Here is a 25,955-nt window from a genome sequence, read left to right as displayed (position 1 = left end):
GGTCGCCGCCGGCCGCTGGAAGGCGCCCCGGGTCGTCGCCGAGCCGGTGGCCGAGAACCCGCCGGCTGACATCCCGCTCGACCCCACCGCCACCGGCTACCTCCGGGACATGATGCGGGCCGTGGTCCTCGACGGCACCGCCACCGGCGCCCTGGGCGGGCTGCCGGGCGAGATCTTCGCCAAGACCGGCACCGCCGAGTTCGGCGGCGGCGAGAACCTGGCCACCAACGCCTGGATCATCGGCTGGCGCGGCGACGTGGCCTTCTGCGTCTTCGTCGAGGGTGGCTCGGGCGGCGGCAGCGTCGCCGGCCCCATCGCCGCCAGCTTCCTCAACGCCTACGGCGGCTAGCGCCGGGCCGCGGCTAGCGGCGGGTGCGCACCACCGGGTGGGGGAGGAAGGTCGCCGCCCCCGGCGCCTGCCGGGCCTCGACGTACTCGACGAACATCTGGAAGGCGCGGCGGCTGGTCATCTCGATGATCTCGTCGCGCATCTCGACGTAGACCGGCTTCTTGCCGCCGAAGGCGCCGTCGTCGGCCGTGCACCACCAGTGGAACTCGGCGCCGCCCTCGCCCCAGTCGCGGCGCTTCCACTCGCGCAGGGTGGACGTGACGTGGCCGTAGGGGTCGGTGTCGTCGACCCGGCGCAGCGGCACCTGCCAGCACACCTCGGGCTTCCAGTCCATGAACCGCTCGCCGTTCTCCACCGCGGCCTGGTGCAGGGCGCAGCCCGGGCCGTTGGCGAAGCCGGGCCGGTTGAGGAAGATGCAGGCGTTGTCGACCAGGCGGGTGACGGTCTCGCCCTCCTTGTTGACCTTGACGGGCCCGCCCCGCTTGGCCGCCACCTTGCGGAACTGCCACTGCGCGTCGGTCATGCGGGCCGCCATCTGCTCCACGTGGGCCCGGTCCTCGGGACCGGTGAAGTGGGCGCCGTAGGAGCAGCAGCCCTGGATCATCTCCTCGGCCGGCCCGTCCAGCACCCCCGGGCAGCCCCGCCCGAAGATGCAGGTCCAGGGGCTGGTCAGGAACGTGACGTCGTAGACCCAGGTGCGGTCCTCGTCGGGATCGTCGAAGGACACGTACTCGTGGAGATCCTGCGGGGCGCGTCGCTTGGCCACTCGGCCGACCCTACCGGCGCGGCGGGCTGGGGAGGGCGAGGCGCTCGGCCACCTCGGCCCACAGGTCGCGCAGGGCGATCGAGGCCAGCGAGCGGGGCGCGGACACCACCGTCGGCACCTGCTCCACGGGCATGCGCTCGACCGCCGAGGACACCGGGACGGAGGCGCCGAGGAAGCGGCGGGTGGTGCGCACCTCGTCCACCAGCTTGCGGTGCAGGGGCTTGCGCCGGTCGACCAGCGACAGGAACGGGGCCAGCAGCTCCTCGGGGGCGCCCAGGTCGGTGATCACGTCGTGGAAGCGGTCGAGGGCGCGCAGGTCGAGCGGGGCGGGGACCACCGGCACCAGCAGCAGGTCCACCGAGTGGACCAGCACCTCGGTGGCCGGGCCCACCCCGGGGGGGCAGTCGGCCAGGACCAGGTCGTAGTCCTTGGCCACCGCGCTCAGCACCCGGCGCATGGACCGTCGGGGCTTGCGGTTGCCGGTGACGATGACGTCGGCCTCGCGCAGGGTCACGTCGCCGGGCAGCACGTCGAGGCCGGGGGTGGTGGAGCTGCGGATGGAGCCGGCCATGTCCCGGTCCGAGCCCAGGAGGCGCTGGGCCCCGCCCCGCAGCTTCGGCTTCACGCCCAGGCAGGCGGTGGCCCCGGCCTGGGGGTCCAGGTCCCACACCAGGGTGCGGTAGCCGGCCGTGGCGGCCAGGGCGGCCAGGTTGACCGTGGTGCTGGTCTTGCCCACCCCTCCCTTCAGGGCGGTGAGGGCGACGGTCTCCACCCGACGAGTGTGCCGCGTGGGCCGACCCCCGGGAAACCGCGCTGCCGGGGCGGAGGCGCGCGATCATCCGGTGATGGCCGGAGAGTTCGACGACATCCGGGGCCGCCTGGAGGCCATCGCCGAGGAGCTGGCCGACCTGGCCCTCGTCCGCCTGCGCGAGTCCATCGACGCCGGGGGCACCGAGCTGCCGGTGGACGAGCGGCGCCTCACCCGGGCCCGGCGGGCGGTGGAGAAGGCCGTCCACCTCCTGGCCGAGCCCGACGACACCCCCTGATTTCAGGCCCCGGGCAGGCCGTTGACCGCCCGCACCAGGTGGTGCAGGCCGGCCATCTGGAACACGTCGAAGGCCAGGGCCAGGCGGGGCAGGTCCACCACGTCGCCGTCGGAGCGCTCGGGGGCGAACGGCTTGGAGCGCTCGATCCGCCCCTCGGTGCACAGGTGCCCGAAGCGCTGGTTGAGGGCGGCCAGCTCCTCGTCGGTGATCTCCGAGGACAGGCGGATGACCAGCCGGCTCCCGACCCAGCGGATGGAGTGGTAGCGGCGGTAGAAGTCGGTGATGCGATCCACCGCGGTGGGCACGTCGTCGGTGCGGTCGGCCAGGTCGAGGTCCCCGGGGGAGATGTAGCCGCCCCCGCTCACGTGCTCGGTCACGAAGCGGGCCCACCCCTCCCAGTACTGGCCGCCGGGCTCGTCCAGCAGCACGATGGGGGCCGGCACCGCCTTGCCGGTCTGCTGGAGGGTGAGCAGCTCCAGGGTCTCGTCCAGGGTGCCGAACCCGCCCGGGAGGGCCACGAAGGCGGCCGACTCCTTCATCAGCATGAGCTTGCGGGTGAAGAAGTACTTCATGGTCACCAGCTTCGGGTCGCCGGTGATGACCTCGTTGGCCGACTGCTCGAACGGCAGGCGGATGTTCACCCCGATGGAGCGGTCGCGCCCCGCGCCCTGCATGCCGGCCAGCATGATCCCCGGCCCCGCCCCGGTGACCACCATCCAGCCGGCGGCGGCCATCTCCTCGGCCAGGCGGCGGGTCTGGGCGTAGAGGGGGTCGGCCTCCCGGATGCGGGCCGAGCCGAAGATGGTCACCTTGGGCACGTCCCGGTAGGGGGCGAAGACGGCGAAGGCGTCACGCATCTCGGCCACCACGGCCCGGGTGATCTTGAGGTCCAACCGCTCCACGTCGTCGCGGCCCAGCCGGGCTCCGGTGCGGAGGATCTCCCGCACCAGGTCGGCGTTGGCCGACGGCGCCACCGCCTCGACCAGGTGGTCGACGGCGTCGTCCACCGTGGGGTCGAGGTCGGCCCCCAGGGCCCGGGCGGCCGGCGCCGTGCCCAGCGGGGTCGCCGGTCCGGCCGGGGGGAGGGGGGAGCCGTCGCGGGCCATGGCGCCGCCAGCCTGGCACGTGCCCGGCCCCCCGGGCCTGCGCTCAGGGGGCGGCGGGGCGCCGGGCCACGTCCACGTTGGCCCCGAACAGGGTGGTGAGCAGGGCCAGGGCCAGCACCGCCCACCAGAACGAGCCGAGGGGGTGCAGCGCCCGGCCCACCACCGGCCAGGTGCGGACCTCGTCGGTGTGGGCGCCGAGGAGGACCCACCCGGTCACCACCGCGGTGGTGAGGGCGGTGATGACGGTGCGCCACGTCCACCGCGCCCACGACCACACCCACCAGGCCGACAACGCGGTGGCCACCGCCGGCACAGCCACCGCCGGCCAGGGGGCGTGGCCCGGGCGGAGCAGGAGGTCGTGGTCGGCGAGCCAACCCTCGGCGGCCAGGAGGCCGATCGACACGCCGACCGAGGCCGCGACCAGGGCCACGGTGACCGCCCCCCACCCCCGTTCCCGCCCGCGGGGCGCCGGTCGCGGTCCCCGGCGGGGCCGGGTGGCCACGAGGCCGGCCCCGGCCAGGGCCAGGAGCAGGGCGGTGAGCACCACGGTGCCGGTGCGGTGGTCGTGGGTGCGGGGCAGCACGGTGCCGCCCAGGAAGGCCAGGACCGCGGCCAGGCCCCGCCGCCGGGCCAGGGCCAGCCCGGCCAGGGGGCCGAGGGCCACGGTGAGGGCGCCCCGGAGGGCCCGCACCGGCCGGGGGGCCCGGGCCGTCAGGGTGCGGAGGGCCAGGAAGGTGGCGGGCACGCCCACCGCGGTGGTGGCCCGGTCCCCCCACCGGTCGCTGAGCTGGCGGGAGGCAGCATCCCAGGTGGCGGCGGCGTCGCGGAGGGAGGGGGCGGCCTCGCCCCGGGCCCGGGGCCCGGCCGGGCTGTCGGCCGTGGGCTGGCTCAGCTCCTCGGCCAGGATCTCCAGGTGCCGGCACCACAGCACCAGGCTGCGGCACAGCGCCCGGTCGTCGGGGCCGTCCAGCTCGCCGGCCAGCGCCGCCACCACCGCCGGGTCGGGACCGTCGGCGCCCCCACCCCAGGGCTCGCGGGCCAGGGCCACCAGCTGCTCCTGCCAGTGGGGCGGCGCCCCCGCGAACCGGGCGGGGGCGGTGCAGGCGGCGTGCAGGTCCCGGGCCGTGGCCGCGGGGTCGGGGACGGCCCGGCTCGGGTCGAACAGGAGCCGGACCAGGGTCTCGGCCCCGTCCAGGCGCCCCCACATCCAGTCGTTGGCCCGCCAGTGGCGGTCCAGGAAGGCGGCGAAGTTGTGGAGCTGGTTGCCGGCCAGCTTGGTGGCCGGCGCGACGCGGCCCAGCGGGTCGGCCTCCCCCTCGGGCCCCCGGCGGACGGCCAGCGAGGCCAGGACGGCCAGGGGCCGGGCGGCCACCGTCCGGGGCCACGGGTAGTCGGAGGCCAGCGGCGTGGGGGCGGTGCCGGCCAGGGTGTGGAAGCGCACCGTGTCGAGGCTGCCGGTGGGGGCGTGGCGGTGCAGGGGGAGCAGGTCGCGGTCGACCTGGGCCAGGACGTCGGCCGCCCGCCCCGGGTCGGTCACGTCCCACAACCGGGCCCAGAGGGCGGTGGGCAGGGCGTCGGCCGGGTCGGGCCCCACGGCCGCCGGCGGGGGCGGGGCGGCCGGGCCGGCCCCCCAGGCGCCGGCGGCGTGGTCGCGCAACACGAGGGCCAGGGCGCCGAGCTCCTGTCCGGCCGCTGCCGCGGCCGCCGGGACCCAGGCCGGGTCGGCTTCCAGCACGGCCCGGCGGGCGGCCAGGATGACGCCGGCCATGGTGGTCACCGCGGTGGGCGAGAGAGCCACCGGCGGGGGGGCGGGGGCCGGGGCACCCGGGTGCACGGGGAGGGCCGCCCCCAGGGCCAGGGCCGAGCGGACGGCCGGCACGGTGGCGCGATCCAGCCGGGAGGCCTGGTGGTAGGCGTTGGTCCGGACGGCGTGGACGGCCCGCTTCGTCGGCCCGACGGAGGCGTCGCCCTGGGCCTCCAGGGCTCGGGCCCACTCCACCAGCAGGGAGGCGATGCGGATGACCGGCGACCACGGGCGGGTCGAGGGGCCGGCCCCGGCGGCGTCGCCGAGGGCGGTGACCAACATCCGGCGCTCGACGTCCGCCGGGCAGGGCAGCACCGGCGGCGGGGCACCGCCGCCCGGGCCCAGGAGCTCGAGGTGCGGGGCCGGGTCCACCAGCAGGCTCACCAGCCGTTCGGCGTCGTAACGCCCGTGGGCCACGGCGTCGGCCCCGGTGGCCCGGGCCAGTAACTGGGCCCGATCGTGGAGGTGGCGGGCCACGGTGGTGTTGTGGTCCTCCAGGGTCTGGAGGTCGTCGCCCAGGGACTTGACCCGGACGGCCCGGAGGGCGGAGCGGGCCACGTCGAGGGGCACCGCCCCGGTCAGGTGCAGGCGGGCCAGGCGCTCGGGCCGGTCCTCGTCGGGGGCCTCGGCGCCGGGGCTGGGGTGCAGGTAGAGCAGGACGCGCTCGGTGGGCCCGTCGGCCGGCGCCCGGCTGATGGCGGCCATGGCCCGCCCCACCGGCATGTTGTCCACCACGCCGCCGTCGTAGAGCAGCACCTGGGGCGGCGTCGGCCCGGGGAAGCGGACCCGGTCGACCAGGTCGCCCTCCCCGATGCGGATGGGATCGAAGGCCACCGGGAAGGCGGCCGTGGCCCGCACGGCCAGGGCCAGGTCCCGGGCCGCCCGGGCGGTGCCGGCGGCGAAGTCGAGGGGCGGGGGCGGGTCGTCGGGGACCGGGGCGCCGGGGGCCGGGACCCGGTGCTGCAGCCACACCACCGCTCCCACCTGCTCGTCGTCGACGGGGGCGGCGGGGTCGGTGCGCATGGTGCGGCGGACCGGCTCCACCGAGGTCACCGGGAAGAAGGCGTCGAGGCGCTCCAGGGGCGGGGGCGTCGTGCCCGGCGCGGGTCGGCCCAGCTCGGCCAGGGCGGCCTCGGCCCGCTCCAGGAAGTAGTCGCCGTCCAGCACCGAGCGGGGGACCCCGAACCCGGCCGGCCGCAGCAGGCGGGACAGGTCGGCGGTCTCCAGCCACAGGGGGCGGAGGCCGTCGAGGCGCCGGCCGTTGGCCATGGCCGCGCCCAGGACAACCCCGTTGAGCCCCCCGGCGCTGGTGCCGGAGATGACGTCGATCTCCACCGCGTCGATGCCCATGGCCCGCGCCACCTGCCCGAGGGCGGTGTCGCTGCCGTCGCCCCGGGCCACGTCCCACCGGAGGGCGTCGACCTCGGCCACGGCCCCGCCGATCCACACCGCCAGGCTGACCCCGCCCCGCATGGACAGGGCCAGGCGGAGCGTGCGCCCGGTCACGACGGCGTGGTGCCCGGGGCCGGGCGGCGCAGCCCCATCAGGCGCTGCAGGACCGAGAACCAGAGGGGGGCGCCAGCGGCCACGGCGAGGGCCGAGGCCAGCAGGCCCAGGACCATGCCCACCCACCCGCCGGCGTCGGTCGGCCACACCTTCCCCCCGACCCAGCGCGACACCTGCAGGGTCTCCAGGTCGTCGGCCACCGCGCTGGCGCACTCGACCTGGCGGGTGACCGCCTGTCCCGGCTCGGCCGCCCCGGCAGCGGGCGCGGCCGAGGTCGGGGTGGCGGGGGCGCTGGTGGCCGGGGTCCCGTCCTCGTCCGGTGCGGCCCCCGGGGTGGTCGTCGTGGTCGTCGTCCCACCCGCCGTGTCGGGGCAGGCCGTTCCGGCGGCGATGAGCTGCTCGGCCTTGGCCGCGGCGGCGTCGCGGCGCACCGGGTCCCGGTAGAGCTGGGCGGCCAGCTGGCCGGCGTCGAGGCCGCCCCCGATCACCACCACCAGCCCCACCGCCGCCGCCCACCAGCGGATGCGGCGGCGGTAGGCCGCGGTGACCTGGGCCATCTCCGAGTCGAACCAGCGGGCCAGCCACTGGGCCCGGTCCCCGGCCTCGCCCTTGACCGACGTGGGCAGCCGCTCGATCAGCGACCCGAGCTGGGTGTGGCCGAAGTCGTCGGCCTCGGCCGCGGTGGCCAGGGCCGCTGCTCCCGCCTCCCGGTTGACCTCCTTGGTCCGGGCCAGGTGCTCCGGGTCCAGCCCGGGGACGGCCTCCAGGAACTGCTGGTGGGCCGACGGCCTGGTCCCCTCCTGCCGGGGGTCGGGGGGAGAGACCCAGAGTCGCCAGGCCGCGACGAGCGAGGCCGGGGCCTTCGGCGCCGACCCGGTGGAGAACCACGAGGCCACCGACTGCCACAGGTGCTTGGCCCGGAACCCGCCGAGGGCGGCGATGCCCTCGACCACGGCCGAGCACAGCGTGGCGGCCAGGAACCACACCACCACCACGCCGATGGCGGTCTCGAACACCGCCGACGACCCGAGCGCATCCATGGGAACCCCTCCCCGTCAAGGGGCCTCCGGCCCCGCTGGCAGCACCCTATGCCATGTCAGCGAGCCGGAGGAGGACCGCCGGGGGGTCAGCCGACGGCGGGCTCGGCGGCGATGGGCTCGTACAGGGTGCTGCGCTGGGCCAGGGCCCGACCCAGGGGCTCGACCACGGCCCGGAAGCCGTCCTCGTCCATGGCCTGGCCGTGGGAGGCGCCGGCGGCCCGGGAGATGGTCTCGTCCATGAGCGTGCCGCCCAGGTCGTCGACCCCGGCCCGCAGGAGCTGGCGGGCGCCGTCGGCCCCCAGCTTCACCCACGAGGCCTGGATGTGGGGGACCAGGCCGTCATAGGCGATGCGGGCCACGGCGTGCATGAGCACCACCTCGCGGAACGTGGGGCCGCGGCGGGAGCGCTGCTGCAGGTAGAGCGGGGCCGCCATGTGCACGTACGGCAGGGGCACGAACTCGGTGAACCCGCCGGTCTCGGCCTGGAGGTCCCGGGTGCGGAGCAGGTGGCGGGCCCAGGAGCCCGGGTCCTCCACGGCGCCGAACATGATGGTGATGTTGGAGCGCAGGCCCACCTGGTGGGCGGTGCGGTGGGCCTCCAGCCACTCCTCGGTGTCGACCTTGTCGGGGCACAGGACCTGGCGCACCGGGTCGTCCAGGATCTCGGCCGCGGTGCCGGGCAGGGTGCGGAGCCCGGCGTCCATCAGGCGGCGCAGGTAGGTGGCCAGGGGCTCGCCCAGGCGCTTGGCCCCCTCGGTGACCTCCAGGGCGGTGAAGCCGTGGACGTGGATGCCCGGCGCTGCCTCCTTCACCGCCCGGGTGACGTCTATGTAGTAGTCGCCGTCGAAGCTGGGGTGGATGCCGCCCTGCAGGCACACCTCGGTGGCCCCCAGGTCCCAGGCCTCCCGCACCCGCTCGGCGATGTCGTCCAGGGTCAGCAGGTAGGGCGTGCCCCGCAGGTTGAGCGAGCGGGGACCCTTGGAGAAGCCGCAGAACCGGCACTTGAACGTGCAGACGTTGGTGTAGTTGATGTTGCGGTTGCGGACGTAGGTCACGGTGTCGCCCACGGCCCGGGCCCGCAGCGCGTCGGCCACCTCGGCCACCGCCGCCACCTCCCGGCCCCGGGCCGAGAACAGGGTGACGATCTCGTCGTGGCCCACCTGCTGGCCGGCGGCCACGCCGTCCAGCACCTCCCGCACCGGGCCCCGCAGGGGGGCGGACGGGCCCGGCACCAGCGTCGGGGGGGCGGTGCCGGCCCCCGAGTACCAGGCCGTGGACCGGCGGCCGACCAGGACCACCTCGGCCCCGTCGCCCACGTTGCGGACCTCGCCCACCTTGTTGGGGAAGACGGCCCCGGGGTCGTCGCGGCCCAGGCCCTCGGCGTCGGCCCGGTCCATCACCGCGAAGTGCAGGCCGGGGTCGATCCAGGTGGCCGCCTCCGCCACGTAGCGGGGGTGGGCGGTGAGGCGGGGTGCCAGCTGGTGGCCGGCCTCCTCGGTGGCCCGGCGCAGGGCGTCGAGGTGGGGCCAGGGCCGCTCGGGGTTGACGTGGTCGATGGTCACCGGCGACACGCCGCCCAGGTCGGAGACACCGGCGGCCAGCAGGGGGGCCACCTCGTCGGCCAGGTTGGGCGGGGCCTGGACGTGGACCTCGGCCGGCAGGATCAGCCGGGCCACGGCGATGGCCCGCAGGTGGTCCTCGGGCGGGCAGGGGGGGTGGGCGTGCATGGCCGTGCCCGGCTTGGGCAGGAAGTTCTGGACGATCACCTCCTGCACGTGGCCGTGGCGCCGGTGGGAGGCGGCGATGGCCTCCAGGGCCTCGACCCGGTCGGCCTCGTCCTCCCCGATGCCGCACAGGATGCCGGTGGTGTAGGGGATGCGCAGCTCGCCGGCCGCCTCCAGGGTGGCCAGACGCCGGGCCGGGGTCTTGTCCGGGGCCCCCCGGTGGGCGGCCAGGTCGGCCCGCAGGGTCTCGACCATCATCCCCTGGCTGGGGCTGACCTCGCGGAGCCGGGCCAGCTCGGCCGCCGGCAGGGCGCCGGGGTTGGCGTGGGGGAGCAGGCCGGTCTCCTCCAGCACCGCCCGGCAGGCGGCCACCAGGTGGTCGACGGTGGAGGCGTGGCCCCGCTCGGCCAGCCACTCCCGGGCCGCCGGGTACCGCTCCTCGGGGGCCTCGCCCAGGGTGAACAGGGCCTCGTGGCAGCCGGCCGCCGCCCCTCGGCGGGCCAGGACCAGCACGTCGTCGATGTCCAGGAACGGGCTGTCGAGCCGGGCCGGGGGCTGGGCGAAGGTGCAGTAGCCGCAGCGGTCGCGGCACAGCATGGTCAGGGGGATGAAGACCTTGGGCGAGAACGTCACCCGCCGGCCGTGGGCCGCATCGCGCACGGCGGCGGCGCGGGCGGTCAACTCGGCGGTGGGCAGACCGGTCAGCTCGGCGGGCACGGGGGGCAGGCTACCGGCGGGCCCCCGTGGCACGATGACCCGGTGGACCTCGACGCGCTGATCTCGTCCATGCCCTTCGCCGTGGCCAACGGGGTGCGGCTCACCGCGGCGTCGGTGGACGAGGTCACCGGGGAGCTGGACTGGGCCACCGACCGGTGCACGGTGGGCGGCGCCCTCCACGGCGGCGCCCTCATGGCCCTGGCCGACAGCCTGGGGGCGATCCTGGCCTACCTGAACCTGCCCGAGGGGGCGACGGGCACGTCCACCATCGAGTCCAAGACCAACCTGTTCCGGGCCGTGCGGGCCGGCACGGTGAGCGCCACCTCCACCGTGCTGCACGCCGGGCGGTCCACCGTGGTGGTCCAGACCGACACGAGCGACGCCGAGGGCCGGCGGGTGGCCGTCACCACCCAGACCCAGGCCGTCCTGCGCTGACCCGGTCCGGCCGGAGGGTCAGGCGGCGGTTTGCGGGCCGCGGAGCAGGCGGCCGGGGTGGGCCCCGGTGAGCTCGTCGTCCTCCCGCACCACGGTGCCGGCGCAGGTGGTGAGCCGGTAGCCGCGGGAGCCCTGGACGAAGCGCCGGGCCCCGGTGGGCAGGTCCCAGGCCATGCGGGGCGGGTCGACGGCCAGGCGCTCCAGGTCGACCACGTTCAGGTCGGCTCGCAGGCCGGGGGCCACCAGGCCCCGGTCGGCCAGGCCGTAGTGCAGGGCGGTGCTCCGGGTCTGGCGGTGGACGATCAGCTCCAGGGGCAGGTGGGGCCCCCGGACCCGGTCCCGGGCCCAGAAGGCGAGCATGAAGCTGGGCGTGGAACCGTCGCAGATGGAGCCCACGTGGGCCCCGCCGTCGGCCAGGCCCATGCGGGTGCGGGGGTGCTGGTGCAGCTCCCACAGCGGGTCGAGGGTGCCGTCGCTGTAGTTGAACAGCGGGAAGTAGAGGAGGCCCTGGCCGTCGTCCTCCATGAGCACGTCGAAGGCCACCTCGGCCGGTGGCCGGCCCTCCCGCTCGGCCACCGCCGCCACCGAGGCCTCGGGCGGCGGTTCGTAGTCGGTCTCGCCCCGGAACGGGAACATCTTGTGCCACGAGGTGGTGAGGGAGCGGACGAAGTCGCCCATGTCGGCGGCCTCCCCGCCCAGGATCCCGTTCCGCACCTCGGGCCGGCGCAGGGCCTGGACCCGCTCGGCGGGGGGCAGGAAGGCCACCGGTCCCCACCCGGCCGAGGTGGAGAACGGGTGGATGGTGGCCGACCAGCCCATGAGGAGGCCGACGGGCCGGCCGTGGACCTGGCCGTAGACGCCGATGCCGTCCTCCTGGGCCCGGTCCAGGAGGCCGGCCACGTCCCGCCACAGGTCGGGGGCGGCGTCGGTCTGCTGGAGGTTGAAGGTGACGGGCCGGCCCGAGCGCTGGGCCAGGCGGCGCATCCACCCGAACGAGGCCGGCACGTCGGGGTGGTGGAGGGCGCCCTGGAACACGCCGTGGCCGGCGGCCCGCAGGGCGTCGCCCAGGGCCATGACCTCGTCCTCGCCGGCGTGGGTGCCCGGCACCAGCTCGCCGTCGGCCGAGCGGTGCAGCGGAGTGCGGGAGGTGGACACGCCCAGGGCGCCGGCCCGCAGGGCCCCGGTGGTGATGCGCTCCATGGCGGCCAGGTCCTCGGCGGCGGCCGGCTCGTTGGCCGCTCCCCGGTCGCCCATCACGTAGGCCCGGAGGGCGCCGTGGGGCACCTGGGTGCCCACGTCGGCCACCCACCTCCGGCGGTCCAGGGCGTCGAGGTACTCCTCGAAGGACTCCCACTCCCATTCGATGCCCTCGGTGAGGGCGGCGCCGGGGATGTCCTCCACGCCCTCCATGAGCCGGATCAGCCAGTCGCGTCGGTCGGGGGCGGCGGGGGCGAAGCCCACCCCGCAGTTGCCCATGACCACGGTGGTGACGCCGTGCCAGCCCGACGGGCTGAGCTCCGGGTCCCAGGTGGCCTGGGCGTCGTAGTGGGTGTGCATGTCGACCCAGCCCGGGGTGACCACCGCACCCTCGGCGTCGACCTCCCGGCGGCCGGGACCGACGGTGTCGCCCACCTCGGCGATCCGGTCGCCGGTGACGGCCACGTCGGCCCGGCGGGGCGGCGCCCCCGACCCGTCGACGAGCGAGCCCCCGCGGATGACCAGGTCGTGCATGGGCCCAACCTACGCCCGGCGGTGACCGGGCCGCCGCGGCCCCGCCGGGGCCCAAGGGGCCCGACCCGGGCGATCTGACCACACAGAGCGCGTGGACGAACACGGAAGATGGCCAGGGCGGGGCGGCGGGCGGGCCGTCGGTAGCATCGGCGGGCCGCGGACCTCACGGCGAGCCCGATGGCGACCGACAGGACCGAGATGGACGAGCTGGTGGAGGAGCGACCGGTCCCCGGCGCCCTCGTGCGCCACCGGGGGGCCCGCCTGGAGCGGCACGGCGTCGACCGCTCGGCGCCCCGCATCGAGGTCCAGCACGGCGCCCTGTGGATCCGGGCCACCGACGCCGGGCCCGGCGTCCTGGCCAGCCACGGCGCCACCACCGTCCAGGTCCGCGACGGCGCCGCCGTGCTGGAGGTCAGCGACTTCGAGGCCCTGCTGGTGGTGGTGGCCGGCCGGGCCGCGGTGAAGGGCGCGGCCGCCCTGCCCCGCAGCGTCACCGCCGGCCAGGCCGTGACGCTCACCCTGGACGGCGGCTTCGGCCACCCCGAGGCCCTCTCCGCCGACGAGCTGGCCGCCGACCGCTTCGTGGCCGAGAACCTGGCCCGCGACGCCCTGGCCTCGGTGGCGCCGGCCCCGCCGGCCGAGGGGTCGTCCCCCGCCGGGCCGGCCCCCGTCCCCGCGACCACCACCGCCCCCGAGCCGGCGCCCGCCCCCGACGTGCCCGAGCCGACCGATACCGGGCCCACCGATACCGGGCCGACCGATACCGAGCCGCGGACCCCGCCGAACCCCGCCTTCGACCCGGTGGGAGCCCACGACGACCCCTGGTCGCCCGGCCCCGTCACCGAGGGCCCTGCGGCCGGGCCGCCACCCGACGCCCCCGGGCCGGAGCCGGCGAAGGGCTCCCCGCCCCCGCCGACCGGCGGCCGCTTGCCGATCCTGGGCGACGCCGCCCGCTTCGACGCGCCGCCGTCGGCGGCCGCCGGGCCGTCCGCTCCCGCCGCCCCGTCCCCGGCCGCGGCCCCGCCGGCCCCCGCCGGGCCGCCGCCGGCCGAGGAGGCGCCGGCCCCCCGCTCCTACTTCGATCCGATCCCCATCCCGGTGCCCGACCCGCGGGCCGGCGCGGACGAAGACCTGGCCATCCCCGAGCCGGGCCGGCGGGGCCTGGTGGTCGTGGTCATCGTCCTGGTCGTCCTGGCCGCGGTGGTGGGGGCCATCGTCCTCAGCGGCGACGAGCCCCGGTCGGCCCCGGCCTCCGACGACCCGGCGCCCCTGGCCACCGGCTCCGAGGCCACCGCCCCCCCGGGGGACGCGGCCCCGGCCGAGGCCACGCTCCGGTCGTGCCAGGGGGGCGCCAGCGGGTACGTGGCCGAGGGCGTGGTGTCCGGCGGTGGCCCCGACGCCGATCGCTACGACGTGGTGGTCGGGGTCCAGGACGTGGCCGGCGAGGTCTACGCCGAGAAGACGGCCACCGTGGCCGTCGGGCTCGACCCGGGCGTCCCGGTGGCGTGGACGGCCGATCTGGCCCTGGCCGCCGACCAGGTCCGCCCCGACTCCGAATGCCTGGTGGTCGAGGTCGCCGCCCGCCCCTAGGTGTGGTCAGGCGTGGGGGTCGTCCCCCACGATCACCGCCCCCGACCCGTCGCGCTTGGCCCGGTACATGGCCTCGTCGGCGTGGTGCAGGAGGGCCTCGACCCGCTCCGACCCGGTGGCCACCACGGCGCCGATGCTCGGGCTGGCCCGGCACTCGGCGCCGTCGGGCAGGGCGATGGGCGTGTCGAAGGCCGCCCGCAGGCGCTCGATCACCCGGCGGGCGGCGCCCCGGGAGCCGAGCTCCACCACCAGCACGAACTCGTCGCCGCCCCACCGGCCGCAGGTGTCGCCCTCGCGGACGGCGGAGGACAGGCGCCGGGCCGCCTCGACCAGCACGGCGTCGCCGGCGGCGTGGCCGTGGGCGTCGTTGACGGCCTTGAACCCGTCGAGGTCGACGAAGACCACCAGGGGCAGCAGGTGCAGGCGCTGGGCCCGGATGAGGGCCATGCGGATGCGGTCCATCAGCAGGCCCCGGTTGGGCAGGCCGGTGAGGTCGTCGTGGAAGGCCAGGTCAGCCAGCACGTCGTTGACGCTGTGGTGCACGGTGGTCTCGGTGCGGGTCATCACCAGGCCGCCGTGGGGCAGGCGCTCGGCCGAGAGGAGGAACCAGCGCACCTCGGTGGGGTCCTCCGCCCCGTGCACCTGGTACTGGACCTGGAAGCTGCTGCCCCGGCCGTCGAGGAGCCGGCCCAGGCCGTCGGCGGCGTGGTCGGCCACCGCGGCCAGGTCGCCGCGGGCGGCCCGCAGGGCCAGGGGCAGGTCGGTGTCGACAGGCACCGTGACCACGTCGCCGTCGCCGCCGGCCAGGTCCCACAGGCGGTTGGTGGCCACCACCACCCCCCGCTCGTCGACCAGGGCCAGCCCGTGGGGCAGGGCGTCGACGATGGTCTCCAGGCTGAGCGGGGGGCCGCTGCCCAGGGTGGGGGGGTGGGAGGTGTGGTGCACGGGCGAGGACCGGGGGAGAGGGAAGCCTGGCCGCACCGTACCCAACGCCCGTGTGCCCCGCCGCCACCCTCCGTGGTGAGCCCACCACAAGGCATCCGCCGTAGACTCCGGCACCGGTAGGGGGCACGTCTCGACCATGCGCAGAACCACACCACCCGCCACCGGCACCGGCCCTCGCCGCCACCGTGGGTGGGCCGCGCTCGCCGCGCTGGCCGCCGTGGCCGCCACCGTGCTGGCCACCCCGACCAGCGCCCAGGACGGCGATCCCGGCCCCGTGGACGCCGAGGCCCTCCGCCGCCAGTACGAGGACCTGGCCGGCGCCGAGGCCGACACCCTGGTGGCCTACGACCAGGCCACGGCGCGCCTCACCGAGTTGCTGGGGCAGGTCCAGGCCGCCCAGGAGGCGGTGGCCGCGGCCGAGCAGGGCCTGCGCGACGCCGAGGCCGCCCTGGCCCGCGACCGCGAGGCCGAGACGGGGGCCGAGGCGGCCCTGGACCGGGCCCGGGAGCGGGTGACGGTGGCCGAGGGACGCCTGCGGGCCCACGCCGTGGAGTCCTACATGGGCGAGGGCGGGGCCACGTCGCTGGCCACCTTCCTGGCCGTGCTCGACGGCGACGACGGGGCGGTGGCCCGGCGCGGCTACCGGGAGAGCATCAGCGACCAGCAGAAGGCCCTGGTCGACGAGCTGGTGGCCGCCCGGCGGGAGGCCGACGCGCGGTCCCGGCAGGCCACCGGGGCCCGCCGGCGCTCCCAGACCCGCCGCGACGACGTCGACCGGCTCCGGGCCGCGGCCACCGACGCCCTGGCCGAGCAGGCCCGCCTCACCGGCGAGGCCGTCGACGAGCAGGCCCTCCAGGGGCTCCTGCTCAGCGACATCCGGGCCCGCAAGGTGTCGATCGAGGCCCGCATCGTCAGCCTGGACAAGGCGGCCGACGGGGTGGCCCAGCTCCTGGCCGCCTACCAGGCCGGGGACCCCGACTGGCAGCCCGGCGCGGTGGACGTGGCCAGCCCGTCACCGGGCTCGGCCATCGTGTCGGAGTTCGGCCAACGGGCCCACCCCATCCTCAACCTCACCCGCCTCCACGCCGGGTGCGACATCGACGCCCCCAACGGCTCCCCGGTCCGGGCCGCGGCCGACGGGGTGGTGCTGCTGGCCAGCGAGCGAGGCGGCTACGGGCTCACGGTGGTGGTGGCCCACGGGAGCTCGCTGGGCACCGTGTACGCCCACAACTCGTCGATCTCGGTGGCGGTGGGCGACCGGGTGGCCCAGGGCGACGAGCTGGCCAAGGTGGGCAGCACCGGCCTCTCGACCGGCCCCCACATCCACTTCGAGACCCGCCTCCGGGGCATCCCCGTGAACCCCCGCAACTTCCTGCCCCCCGAGCAGGGCGGCACCGCGCCACCCCGCTGACCACCGGCCCGGTGCCGTTCAGGCCGGGCCGGCCATCTCGGCGGCCAGGGCGGCCACCAGGGGGGCGACGGGGGGCGCGGGGTGGCCGTCGAGGCGCTCGACGGTGCAGAACACCTCCACCGCGTCCTGGCGACGCTGGAGCGAGGCCACCAGCGACACCGCGGCGGGGGCCGGGTCGCCCTCGTCCTGGACCAGGAGCAGCAGCTCCACGAAGCCCGACGACCGGTCCAGGTAGGTGATCTCGCCCAGGGCGTGCCCGGCCTCCACCAGGCGGGCCATGACGGTGGCCGGCTCCGCGTCGACCAGCAGGGCGTCGCCGTCCACCCTGGTGTCGACCGGGGTGCGGGCGGTCCCGGGTCGACCTTCGTCCCGCCGGCCCTCCGGCGGGGGCGGGCCCGGCCGAGAGCCCGGGGCCGGCCCGGTGCGCAGGACCCGGTGGGCCTCGATGAGGCGGGCGGCGTCGGCGGTGGCCCCGGTGCCGGCCCGGTCGGGGTGGCGGGCCCGGATCAGGGCCCGGAAGGCGACGCGGGCCTCCTCCGGGGTGGCCGAGGGGGCCACGCCCAGCAGCCGCGCCGCCTCCTCCCGGTCCACCGGTGCGCCCTACCGGCCCGAGACGCCGGCGCCGGGGCTCACCCGAGGAACCACTGGCCCAGGGCGGCGGCCATGCGGAGCGGGTCCTCCCGGCCGCACAGCTCCCGGGCCGAGTGCATGGCCAGCTGGGCCACGCCCACGTCCACCGTCGGCAGGCCCAGGCCGGCGGCGGCCAGGGGACCGATGGTGGAGCCGCAGGGGACCTCGTTGTGGCCCACGAAGTACTGGAACGGCACGCCGGCCCGGTCACAGGCGGCCTCGAAGGCGGCCTGGGTGGCCGGCTCGGTGGCGTAGCGCTGGTTGGCGTTGACCTTGACCACCGGGCCGCCGTCCACCGCCACCCAGTGGCCCGGCTCGTGGCGCTCGGCGTGGTTGGGGTGGGTGGCGTGCGCCATGTCGGCCGAGGCCAGGGCGGAGGCGGGGAGGGCGGCCAGGAGGTCGGACCGGGTGCCGCCCCGGGCCGCCACCAACCGCTCCAGCACGTCGGCCAGCAGGGGCCCGCCGGCCCCCCGGGTCGAGGTGCTGCCCACCTCCTCGTGGTCGAACAGCACCAGCACCGCGGCCCGGTCGCCCTCGGGCTCGATCCCGGCCAGGGCCACCAGGCCGGCCCAGCAGGCGCACAGGTCGTCGAGGCGGCCGCTGGCCACCAGGCTCCGATCGGTCCCCACCACCGCGGCGGGGGTCAGGTCGTGGACCATCAGGTCCCAGCCCCCGATCCGCTCCGGGGCCACGTCCAGCCGGCTGGCCAGGTCGCGCCGGAAGGCCCCCGGCTCGGGCGTGCCCACCCCCCACACCGGGGTGAGGTGGCGCTGGCGGTCGAGCTTCAGGCCCTGGGTGGAGAGCTCCCGGTCGAGGTGGATGGCCAGCTGGGGCACCCGCAGCACCGGCTCGTCGACGCGGACCAGGTGGGTGGCCACCGACCCGTCGTCGCTCCGCACCGCCACCCGGCCGGCCAGGCCCAGGTCGCGGTCGAGCCAGGAGTTGACCAGGGCGCCGCCGTAGACCTCGACGCCGAGCTGGCGCCACCCGGCGGCCCCGGTGTCGGGGCGGGGCTTGATCCGCAGGCCGGGGCTGTCGGTGTGGGCCCCCACCAAGCGGAGGGACGGGGCCGGTGGGCCGCCGTCGGGCAGGATCCAGGCCACCAGGGCCCCGTCGGCCCGGATGTGGCCCCGGGCCGGGGCCCCGGTCCACGGCCCGGCCAGGGCCACCTCGACCGAGCCGGCGGCGGCCAGCCGGCGGGCCGCCTCGGCCGCGGCGTGGTACGGGGTGGGGGAGGCGTCGAGGTAGGCCAGCAGGTCCTCGACGGACGGGCCGGCGCTCACCGGACCGGGACCGGGGCCAGCCGGGCCATGGCCGCCTGGGCCGGGACCAGGTCGTCGGGGTGGGTGATGCCGACCCAGGAGGTCCCCACGGGCAGGGCCTCGACGGTGAGCCGCCCGGCCGCCCTCAGGGCGTCCAGGGCGGTGGGCAGGGGCAGCTCGGCGTCGGGCTCCCCGGCGTGGTCGGACCGGAAGGCGGCGACCGGGCCGGCCAGGACCGGTCCCAGGTCGGCGGGCAGGCCCCACAGGTTCATCGATGCCGGGGCGTCGGGGTCGAGGGCCCCCCGGGTCGAGGCCACGGCGCCGTCGGCGGTCCGGGCCACGCCCTCGTGCTCGACCATGCCGGTGACGGTGGACCCGTCGTCGCCCAGGCGGCACACGGCCCGGGTGACCGGGCCGCGGGGCGACAGCGTGGCGGCCAGCGGCCAGGTGACGAGGGCGGCCCGCCCCGGGCCGGCGGCGGGGGAGCGCAGCCAGCTCACCAGGGCGGCGACGGCGTCGGCGCCGTAGTGGTCGTCGGCGTTGGCCACCACGGCCGGGCCGGGGCAGGCGGCCAGGGCCAGGGCGACGGCCTCGGCCGCCCCCCACGGCCGGGAGCGCCCGGGGGCCGGGCCGGGCTGGTCGACCACGACCAGGGGGGCGGGGGCCCGGCGGCCCAGGTGGCCCACCACCTCGGCCCGGACCTCGGGCCGGGTCACCACCACCACCTGCTCGACCCCGGCGGCCACCGCGTCGGCGATGGTGTGGTCGGCCAGGGCCTCGTCGCCCGGCCCCACCGGGGCCACCTGCTTCAGGGCCCCGAAGCGGCGGGCCATGCCGGCGGCCAGCACCACGAGCGACAGCGGGGGAGCGGGCATCCCCCGACCGTACCCGGCACGAAAGTGCCCGCATGTCGGGTCGTTTCGTGCTGGGTTCGGGGTGGGCGCCGGCTCCTCGTCATCCTCGGCACGGATGGGCCGGACATCGGGCGGTTTCGTGCTCGGTCGGGGGTTGGCACACGGTGCCGGGAGCGGGAAACCGCGTTGGAGGGGGGCCGGGCCGGACCGGTAGAGTTGTCGGACCCCACGGGCCAGCGACGTCCCGGTACCCCCGACCACCATCTGACGATGGAAGGGACGCATGCGCAGGACTCCGGCCCGCCAGGGCCTCTACGACCCCGCCCTCGAGCACGACGCCTGCGGCGTCGCCTTCGTCGTCGACATGCACGGCCGGGCCAGCCGCGACATCGTGGACAAGGGCCTGCTGTCGCTGTGCCACCTCGACCACCGGGGCGCCTCGGGGGCCGAGGTCAACACCGGCGACGGGGCCGGCATCCTGATCCAGGTCCCCGACCGGTTCCTGCGCGAGGTGGTGGGCTTCGCCCTGCCCCCGGTGGGCGCCTACGCCACCGGCATCGCCTTCCTGCCCCAGGGGGCGGACGCCGCCGACACCGCGGTCGAGGCCATCGACAAGGTGGTGGCCAGCGAGGGGCTGGAGGTCCTGGGCTGGCGCGACGTCCCCGTCGACGCCTCGTCCCTGGGCACCATGGCCCTCGACGTCATGCCCACGTTCCGGCAGGTCTTCATCGCCGCCCCCGGCGGCGCGCTCACCGGCATGGGGCTGGAGCGCCGGGCCTACATCGTCCGCAAGCGCATCGAGCACGAGGTGGGCCGGTCCGAGGGCTCCGCCGCCGGAGACGTCGGCGACAGCGAGGTCTACTTCCCGAGCCTGTCGTGCCGGACCCTCTGCTACAAGGGCATGCTCACCACCGGCCAGCTGGAGGAGCTCTACGCCGACCTGCGCGACCCCCGGCTGGAGAGCGCGGTGGCCCTGGTGCACTCGCGCTTCAGCACCAACACGTTCCCGGCCTGGCCCCTGGCCCACCCCTACCGCTACATCGCCCACAACGGCGAGATCAACACGGTCAAGGGCAACCGCAACTGGATGCGGGCCCGCGAGGCCCTGCTGGCCAGCGACGCCTTCCGGGGCGAGGACGGCGCCACCGACCTGGAGCGCGCCTTCCCCATCTGCACGCCCGACGCCAGCGACTCGGCCAGCTTCGACGAGGTGCTGGAGCTGCTGCACCTGGCCGGGCGCCCCCTGCACCACGCGGTGCTGATGATGATCCCCGAGGCCTGGGAGAACAACCCGGCCATGGACCCGATCAAGCGCGCCTTCTACCAGTTCCACGCCTCGGTCATGGAGCCCTGGGACGGCCCGGCCTCGGTGGCCTTCACCGACGGGTCGGTGGTGGGCGCCGTGCTGGACCGCAACGGCCTGCGCCCGTCCCGGTACTGGGTCACCACCGACGGCCTGGTGGTCATGGCCTCCGAGGTCGGCGTGCTCGACATCGACCCCACCACCATCGTCCAGCGGGGCCGGCTCCAGCCCGGCCGCATGTTCCTGGTCGACACGGCCCAGGGCCGGATCATCGCCGACGAGGAGATCAAGGCCACCCTGGCCTCCGAGCACCCCTACACCGACTGGCTGCGCGGCGGCCTGGTGCCCCTCGACGAGCTGCCCGACCGGCCCCACATCCGCTACCCCCACGCCGAGGTGGTCCGCCGGCAGGTCACCTTCGGCTACACCACCGAGGACCTCGACATCCTCATGGCCCCCATGGCTCGCACCGGCGGCGAGGCCCTGGGCTCCATGGGCACCGACACCCCGGTGGCCGTGCTCTCGGAGCGGCCCCGGCTGCTGTTCGACTACTTCACCCAGCTCTTCGCCCAGGTCACCAACCCGCCCCTCGACGCCATCCGCGAGGAGCTGGTCACCAGCCTGCTGGGCACCCTGGGCCCCGAGGCCAACCTCCTCGACCCCAGCGCCGAGTCGTGCCGGCAGATCCTCCTGCGCCACCCCATCCTCGACAACGACCAGCTGGCCAAGCTGGTCCACATCAACGACGAGGGCGACATGGCGGGCTTCGCCTCGGTGGTCGTCCCCGGCCTGTTCCCGGTGGCCGAGGGGGGCGAGGGCCTGCGCCGGGCCCTGGAGGAGGTCCGCGCCCGGGTCTCGGCCGCCATCGCCGAGGGGGCCCGGATCATCGTGCTGTCGGACCGGGGCGCCAACGCCGAGCTGGCCCCCATCCCGTCCCTGCTGCTGACCAGCGCCGTGCACCACCACCTGGTGCGGGAGCGCACCCGCACCCAGGTCGGCCTGGTGGTCGAGGCCGGCGACGCCCGCGAGGTGCACCACATGTGCCTGCTGCTGGGCTACGGCGCGTCGGCCATCAACCCCTACATGGCCTTCGAGACCCTGGAGGACATGTGCGCCCGGGGCCGCCTCCCGGGCACCGGCATCGACGAGGCCGTGGCCAACTACATCAAGGCCTGCGGCAAGGGCGTGCTGAAGGTGATGTCCAAGATGGGCATCTCCACGGTGGCGTCCTACACCGGGGCCCAGGTCTTCGAGGCCCTCGGCCTGGGCCAGGAGCTGGTGGACGAGTACTTCACCCTCACCCCCAGCCGCCTGGGCGGCGTGGGCCTCGACGTGCTGGCCGAGGAGGTGGCCGCCCGCCACCGGGTGGGGCACGCCCCCCGGCCCAGCGAGCGGGCCCACCGCGAGCTGGAGGTGGGCGGCGAGTACCAGTGGCGCCGCGAGGGCGAGCACCACCTGTTCAACCCCCAGACGGTGTTCAAGCTCCAGCACGCGTCGCGGGCCAAGCGCTACGACATCTTCAAGGAGTACACCACCCTGGTCGACGACCAGGCCCACCGGCTGGCCACCCTGCGGGGCCTGTTCGACCTCAGGGCCGGGGACCGCACGCCGGTGCCCCTCGACGAGGTGGAGCCGGCCTCGGCCATCATCGCCCGCTTCTCCACCGGGGCCATGAGCTACGGCTCCATCTCGGCCGAGGCCCACGAGACCCTGGCCGTGGCCATGAACCGGCTGGGCGCCAAGTCCAACACCGGCGAGGGCGGCGAGGACCCGATCCGGTTCACGCCCCTGGCCAACGGCGACTCCAAGCGGTCGGCCATCAAGCAGGTGGCCTCGGGCCGCTTCGGTGTGACCTCGGAGTACCTGACGAACTCCGACGACATCCAGATCAAGATGGCCCAGGGGGCCAAGCCCGGCGAGGGCGGCCAGCTCCCCGGCCACAAGGTGTACCCCTGGATCGCCAAGACCCGGTTCTCGACGCCCGGGGTTGGCCTCATCAGCCCGCCCCCGCACCACGACATCTACTCCATCGAGGACCTGGCCCAGCTCATCCACGACCTCAAGAACTCCAACCCGTCGGCCCGCGTCCACGTGAAGCTGGTGTCCGAGGTCGGGGTGGGCACCGTGGCCGCCGGGGTGTCCAAGGCCCACGCCGATGTGGTCCTCATCTCCGGCCACGACGGCGGCACCGGGGCCAGCCCCCTCACCTCGCTCAAGCACGCCGGCGGGCCGTGGGAGCTGGGGCTGGCCGAGACCCAGCAGACCCTGCTGCTCAACGGCCTGCGGGACCGCATCGTGGTCCAGGTCGACGGCCAGATGAAGACCGGCCGCGACGTCATCATCGGGGCCCTGCTGGGGGCCGAGGAGTTCGGCTTCGCCACCGCCCCGCTGGTGGTGTCGGGCTGCATCATGATGCGGGTCTGCCACCTGGACACCTGCCCGGTGGGCATCGCCACCCAGAACCCCAAGCTGCGCGAGCGCTACACGGGCCAGCCCGAGTTCGTGGAGACGTTCTTCGAGTTCATCGCCGAGGAGGTGCGCGAGCTGCTGGCCGCCCTGGGCTTCCGGACCCTGGCCGAGGCCATCGGCCACGTCGAGCTGCTCGACACCCGGGCCGCGGTCGACCACTGGAAGGCCTCGGGCCTCGACCTCACGCCCATCCTGGCCCAGCCCACCTCCGGCTTCCCCGACCAGGACCTGCACTGCACCAAGGCCCAGGACCACGGGCTGGACCGGGCCCTGGACGTGGAGCTGGTGGCGGCCTGCCGCCAGGCCCTCGACCAGGGCACGCCGGTGCGGCTGGAGCGGCCCATCCGCAACGTGAACCGCACCGTGGGCACCATGCTGGGCCACGAGGTCACCAAGGCCCACGGCGGGCCCGGCCTGCCCGACGGCACCATCGACATCAGCTTCACCGGCTCCGCCGGCCAGAGCTTCGGCGCCTTCCTGCCCCCGGGCATCACCCTCCGCATCGCCGGCGACGCCAACGACTACGTGGGCAAGGGCCTCTCCGGGGGCCGGCTGGTGGTGCGCCCGCCCCAGGAGGTCCACCCGGGCTTCGTGGCCGAGGACAACGTCATCGCCGGCAACGTGATCCTATACGGGGCCACCGCCGGCGAGGCCTACATCCGGGGCCTGGTGGGCGAGCGCTTCTGCGTGCGCAACTCCGGCGCCACCGCGGTGGTGGAGGGCGTGGGCGACCACGCCTGTGAGTACATGACCGGCGGCCGGGTCGTGGTGCTGGGCCCCACCGGTCGCAACTTCGGGGCCGGGATGTCGGGCGGCATCGCCTATGTGTGGGACCCCGACCGGGCCCTCGACGCGCTGCTCAACCGGGACATGGTCGAGCTGGAGCGGCTCGACGAGCTGGATCGGACGTGGCTGGTCAGCACCGTCTTCCAGCACCGCGAGGAGACGGGCTCGGCCGTGGCCGACCGCCTGCTGGCCGACTGGCAGTTCAGCGTCGACCAGTTCACCAAGGTCATGCCCCGCGACTACAAGCGGGTGCTCACCGCCATCAAGGCCGCCGAGGAGTCCGGCGCCGACATCGACGAGGCCATCATGGCCGCGGCCCAGGGCTGAGGACGGAGACATGGGAGACACGCAGGGGTTCCTGAAGCACGGCCGCGAGCTGCCCACCCGCCGGCCGGTCCCGGTCCGCCTCCGGGACTGGAAGGAGGTCTACGAGCCGTTCCCCGACGACCACCTCCAGAGCCAGGCCAGCCGGTGCATGGACTGCGGCATCCCGTTCTGCCACCAGGGCTGCCCCCTCGGCAACCTGATCCCGGACTGGAACGACCTGATCTACCGGGACCGCTGGCGCGAGGCCATCGACCGCCTCCACGCCACCAACAACTTCCCGGAGTTCACCGGCCGGCTGTGCCCCGCCCCGTGCGAGGCGGCCTGCGTGCTGGGCATCAACCAGGACCCGGTCACCATCAAGCAGGTCGAGGTCTCGATCATCGACCACGCCTGGGACCAGGGCTGGGTCACCCCGGTCCGGCCCTCGGCGCCCACGGGCAAGGCCGTGGCCGTGGTCGGCTCCGGCCCAGCCGGGCTGGCCGCCGCCCAGCAGCTCACCCGGGCCGGCCACCAGGTCACCGTGTTCGAGCGGGCCGACCGCATCGGCGGCCTCCTCCGCTACGGCATCCCCGAGTTCAAGATGGAGAAGCGCCACCTGGACCGGCGCCTCGACCAGATGCGCCAGGAGGGCACCACCTTCCGGGCCGGCGTGGACGTGGGCACCGACGTCACCGCGGCCGACCTGCGCCAGCAGTTCGACGCCGTCGTCCTGGCCGGCGGGGCCACCCAGGCCCGCGACCTGCCCATCCCCGGCCGCGACCTCCAGGGCATCCACCAGGCCATGGAGTTCCTGCCCCTGGCCAACCGGGTGCAGGAGGGCGACACCTTCACCTCGGCCATCTCGGCCCGGGGCCGCAAGGTGGTCATCATCGGCGGCGGTGACACCGGGGCCGACTGCCTGGGCACCTCCCACCGCCAGGGGGCGGCGGCCATCCACCAGTTCGAGATCATGCCCCGGCCGCCCGACCAGCGGGCCGTGGCCACCCCCTGGCCCACCTGGCCGTTGATGTACCGCACGTCCTCGGCCCACGAGGAGGGCGGCGAGCGGGTCTTCTCGGTCAACACCGAGGAGTTCCTGGGCGACGCCGAGGGCCGGGTGCGGGCCCTGCGCTTCCACGAGGTGGAGATGGTCGACGGCCGGTTCCAGGAGGTGGAGGGCACCGACGTCGAGTTGGAGGCCGACCTGGTCCTGCTGGCCATGGGCTTCACCGGCCCGGACAAGGGGCCGCTCCTCGACGAGCTGGGCGTCGACCTCGACGCCCGCAGCAACGTGGCCCGCGACCAGGGCTGGGCCACCAACGTGGACGGCGTGTTCGTGGCCGGCGACATGGGCCGGGGCCAGAGCCTGATCGTGTGGGCCATCGCCGAGGGCCGGGCCTGCGCGGCAGCGGTCGACCGCCACCTGGTGGGCGAGACCCTCCTGCCCGCCCCCGTGGTCCCCAGCGACGCGCCCCTGCGCTGAACCCGGACGCGACGGAGCCCCCGCCCGGCGGCGGGGGCTCCGGTCAGCGCGAGCCGGCGATCAGGCCGACTTGACGACCACCGACTTGGCGATCTTGTCCCGCAGGGTCTGCTTCTTGGCGTCCCACAGCGGGAACAGGTTGTCGACCAGGCCGACGATGCCGCAGCAGCACCCGCTCACGACGAAGAGCAGGTTGCGGACCAGGCCCTGGTTGCCGCCTATGGGCTGGCCGGTCTGCTCGCCCACCAGGCGCAGGCCGGACTGCTTCATGCCGATGCTCTGGCCCGTCTGCCCGGCCAGGTAGCCGTTGTAGAGGGCCCAGCCCACGGCGGCCAGCTGGATCAGGGACCCGAGCCAGTAGAGGCCGCCCAGGTCGGTGCGGGAGAACGGGTTGATGCCGCCGCCGACCGTGCTGATGAGCCAACCGAGGAGCCACGGCCCGAAGAAGTCGATCACCCCGGAGAGGAGGCGGTCCTGCCACTCGGCCAGGGGGCCGGGGACGCCGGGCGGGGGGCCGCCGGCCGGGGGTGGGAACCCTCCGCCCGGGGGAGGGGGTGGGGGCAGGTTGGACATGGTGGGACCTCCTGGGATCGGCGGCGAGCGTAGATCGTGGCGACGGGCCGCGGGTGCGCCCGGCCCCGAACGCTTGAATCCGGCCGGCACCGGCCGACAGGGGCCGAGACCTCACCCGG

At 75.9% G+C, this 25,955-nt stretch carries 19 protein-coding genes; 7 read left to right on the top strand and 12 right to left on the bottom strand.

What is annotated here, in order from left to right; translation table 11 throughout:
* Positions 1–349, top strand: a 349-nt coding sequence (locus VEW93_12725) for a penicillin-binding transpeptidase domain-containing protein (protein HYI62656.1), incomplete at its 5' end; no start/stop codon positions are given.
* 13 nt (positions 350–362) lie between these two features.
* Here the strand turns inward: VEW93_12725 and VEW93_12720 are convergent.
* Positions 363–1,115: a hypothetical protein gene (locus tag VEW93_12720; protein HYI62655.1), complete on the bottom strand. Its 753-nt coding sequence runs from the start codon at positions 1,113–1,115 to the stop codon at positions 363–365.
* Between the two features lie 10 nt (positions 1,116–1,125).
* Entirely contained in the window at positions 1,126–1,887 is a 762-nt protein-coding gene (locus VEW93_12715) for a ParA family protein (protein HYI62654.1), read from the bottom strand.
* Positions 1,888–1,960: 73 nt separating this feature from the next.
* On the opposite strand from VEW93_12715, the gene VEW93_12710 reads away from it, so the two are divergent.
* A complete protein-coding gene (locus VEW93_12710) occupies positions 1,961–2,161 on the top strand; it encodes a hypothetical protein (GenBank protein HYI62653.1) in 201 nt (66 codons plus the stop codon).
* Between the two features lie 2 nt (positions 2,162–2,163).
* Here the strand turns inward: VEW93_12710 and VEW93_12705 are convergent, their stop codons facing one another.
* From VEW93_12705 to cofH, 4 genes are all read right to left on the bottom strand, one after another.
* A complete protein-coding gene (locus tag VEW93_12705) occupies positions 2,164–3,267 on the bottom strand; it encodes a TIGR00730 family Rossman fold protein (protein ID HYI62652.1) in 1,104 nt (367 codons plus the stop codon).
* A 43-nt stretch (positions 3,268–3,310) separates the two neighbouring features.
* Positions 3,311–6,577, bottom strand: a complete 3,267-nt coding sequence (locus VEW93_12700) for a DUF3376 domain-containing protein (protein HYI62651.1) — start codon at positions 6,575–6,577, stop codon at positions 3,311–3,313.
* On the bottom strand, positions 6,574–7,617 hold the full coding sequence (locus tag VEW93_12695) for a hypothetical protein (GenBank protein HYI62650.1): 1,044 nt from the start codon (positions 7,615–7,617) through the stop codon (positions 6,574–6,576). The genes VEW93_12700 and VEW93_12695 overlap by 4 nt, the downstream gene beginning before the upstream one ends.
* An 86-nt stretch (positions 7,618–7,703) precedes the next feature.
* The gene (cofH, locus tag VEW93_12690; protein ID HYI62649.1) at positions 7,704–10,058 is read right to left on the bottom strand and encodes a 5-amino-6-(D-ribitylamino)uracil--L-tyrosine 4-hydroxyphenyl transferase CofH; all 2,355 of its coding nucleotides are present in this window, start codon (positions 10,056–10,058) and stop codon (positions 7,704–7,706) included.
* Between the two features lie 42 nt (positions 10,059–10,100).
* Here cofH and VEW93_12685 point away from each other — a divergent pair, with 42 nt between their 5' ends.
* The gene (locus VEW93_12685) at positions 10,101–10,493 is read left to right on the top strand and encodes a PaaI family thioesterase (GenBank protein HYI62648.1); all 393 of its coding nucleotides are present in this window, start codon (positions 10,101–10,103) and stop codon (positions 10,491–10,493) included.
* A gap of 18 nt (positions 10,494–10,511) precedes the next feature.
* On the opposite strand, the gene VEW93_12680 is transcribed toward VEW93_12685, so the two are convergent.
* Positions 10,512–12,224, bottom strand: a complete 1,713-nt coding sequence (locus VEW93_12680) for an amidohydrolase family protein (GenBank protein HYI62647.1) — start codon at positions 12,222–12,224, stop codon at positions 10,512–10,514.
* 177 nt (positions 12,225–12,401) lie between these two features.
* Between VEW93_12680 and VEW93_12675 the strand changes: the two genes are divergently transcribed.
* Entirely contained in the window at positions 12,402–13,814 is a 1,413-nt protein-coding gene (locus tag VEW93_12675; protein HYI62646.1) for a hypothetical protein, read from the top strand.
* 6 nt (positions 13,815–13,820) lie between these two features.
* On the opposite strand, the gene VEW93_12670 is transcribed toward VEW93_12675, so the two are convergent.
* The gene (locus tag VEW93_12670; GenBank protein HYI62645.1) at positions 13,821–14,759 is read right to left on the bottom strand and encodes a GGDEF domain-containing protein; all 939 of its coding nucleotides are present in this window, start codon (positions 14,757–14,759) and stop codon (positions 13,821–13,823) included.
* 217 nt (positions 14,760–14,976) lie between these two features.
* On the opposite strand from VEW93_12670, the gene VEW93_12665 reads away from it, so the two are divergent.
* The gene (locus VEW93_12665) at positions 14,977–16,170 is read left to right on the top strand and encodes a M23 family metallopeptidase (GenBank protein ID HYI62644.1); all 1,194 of its coding nucleotides are present in this window, start codon (positions 14,977–14,979) and stop codon (positions 16,168–16,170) included.
* An 18-nt stretch (positions 16,171–16,188) separates the two neighbouring features.
* On the opposite strand, the gene VEW93_12660 is transcribed toward VEW93_12665, so the two are convergent.
* Genes VEW93_12660 through VEW93_12650 form a run of 3 tightly spaced genes read right to left on the bottom strand, consistent with a single transcriptional unit; the run spans position 16,189 to position 18,937 of the window.
* Positions 16,189–16,761, bottom strand: coding sequence for a J domain-containing protein (locus VEW93_12660; protein HYI62643.1), 573 nt, complete (start codon positions 16,759–16,761; stop codon positions 16,189–16,191).
* Between the two features lie 38 nt (positions 16,762–16,799).
* Positions 16,800–18,083 carry a M18 family aminopeptidase gene (locus VEW93_12655; protein HYI62642.1) on the bottom strand — a complete coding sequence of 428 codons (1,284 nt, stop codon included), beginning with the start codon at positions 18,081–18,083 and terminating at the stop codon, positions 16,800–16,802.
* Positions 18,080–18,937 (bottom strand): NTP transferase domain-containing protein, encoded by an 858-nt coding sequence (locus tag VEW93_12650; protein HYI62641.1) that lies wholly within the window; start codon positions 18,935–18,937, stop codon positions 18,080–18,082. The genes VEW93_12655 and VEW93_12650 overlap by 4 nt, the downstream gene beginning before the upstream one ends.
* A gap of 262 nt (positions 18,938–19,199) precedes the next feature.
* On the opposite strand from VEW93_12650, the gene gltB reads away from it, so the two are divergent.
* Together gltB and VEW93_12640 are read left to right on the top strand one after the other, a co-directional pair.
* Positions 19,200–23,801, top strand: coding sequence for a glutamate synthase large subunit (gltB, locus tag VEW93_12645; protein HYI62640.1), 4,602 nt, complete (start codon positions 19,200–19,202; stop codon positions 23,799–23,801).
* A gap of 10 nt (positions 23,802–23,811) precedes the next feature.
* Entirely contained in the window at positions 23,812–25,263 is a 1,452-nt protein-coding gene (locus VEW93_12640) for a glutamate synthase subunit beta (GenBank protein ID HYI62639.1), read from the top strand.
* Positions 25,264–25,323: 60 nt separating this feature from the next.
* Here VEW93_12640 and VEW93_12635 read toward each other — a convergent pair whose 3' ends face one another.
* A complete protein-coding gene (locus tag VEW93_12635; protein ID HYI62638.1) occupies positions 25,324–25,836 on the bottom strand; it encodes an RDD family protein in 513 nt (170 codons plus the stop codon).
* Between the last annotated feature and the right edge of the window lie 119 nt (positions 25,837–25,955).

The sequence above is a fragment of the Acidimicrobiales bacterium genome (assembly GCA_035630295.1).
In the GTDB taxonomy this organism is placed as follows: Bacteria; Actinomycetota; Acidimicrobiia; order Acidimicrobiales; family Iamiaceae; genus Iamia.
This window is presented reverse-complemented; position numbering and strand designations above follow the sequence as displayed.